Consider the following 1,158-nt stretch of genomic DNA (forward strand, 5'->3'; position numbering starts at 1 on the left):
AAATTTAAGTTGAAGAACTTCTTTGATAAATTTCAAAGAGGTTCTTTTTAAAATTTCTAAAGAATTTTGAGTTTATAGCTTGTCTATTCACGAAAGGTTTAAGTTTAGATGGTATAATAGATAGAAAATATAATATAGAGGAAGTGGTTTAGTGGAAGCAGGGAAGCTTATAGCATTATATACAGTAATTATTGTAGTAGTTTTGATTATAGCTGATAGGATTTCAGAGGCGAGTCGAAAAAGATATTTTAAAGAGGATATAAGGGATTCTTATGGGAAGAGAAGTCATTATAAAAAGAAGCCTTTAGATAGAGAAAATATTGAAAGTTATTTTAGAAACTGTAAAGAGGATGCTGACTTTTTTATTGATAATATCACATGGCATGATTTGAACATGGATGAGATATTTAAGCTTATAAATAATGTTCAAAGTTCTGTTGGTTCAGAGGTTTTATATAAGCTTTTAAGGATGCCTACTTTTAGTGCGGAGGATTTAGAGAAGAGAGAAGAACTTCTTAAATACTTTAAGGAAAATGCTACTGATAGATTTAATATTCAATATTCTATTAGAAGTATCTTAGGAAAAAGAGAGATTGCAAAGCTTTCTAATTACTTTTTTAAACCAAAGAAGTTTTCAGGAAGTAAGCTTGGACTTCACTTAACTTTAAGATGGTCTATTGTTGTTTTACTTTTACTAGCTGTAGTTCTTAGAAATGTTACTCCTTTTTATTTTGCAGTGCTTATTATTGTAATAAATGGGTCTATGACAGGAATGGCTAAGAAGGATACTGAATATGTTCTTGAAGATTATTCTTATATGATTAACTTAATTAAGTGTGCACACAAGATAAGAAGTCTTAATATTAAAGAGATAAATGATAAGTATCCAAAGCTTGATGAAGCTTTAAAAAGCTTTAAGAGTATAAATAATAAAGCATTAAATGAAGCTATTTCAATAAGTGGTGGAAGTGCTGGTGCTATAAAGATTTATTTAAATGGAATATTTTTAATTGATATTATAAACTATGAAAAAGCTGGAAAGGTTATTTGTGATAACCCTGAAAGTATTAGAGTTTTATATGATTATGTTGGGGAGCTTGATGCTTTAATAGGAGTGTCTTCCTTCAGAGAAACATTAAAGTATTACACAAACCCTGA

1 protein-coding gene is annotated in these 1,158 nt (G+C 28.7%); it reads left to right on the forward strand.

Features of this window, described 5'->3' with window-relative positions; genetic code table 11:
* Positions 1-151 precede the first annotated feature (151 nt).
* Positions 152-1,158 (forward strand): hypothetical protein (locus tag ACRC28_RS03525; protein ID WP_438542073.1); only part of this gene is annotated, 1,007 nt, incomplete at its 3' end.

The sequence above is a fragment of the Clostridium sp. genome (assembly GCF_051650885.1).
GTDB lineage: Bacteria > Bacillota > Clostridia > Clostridiales > Clostridiaceae > Clostridium.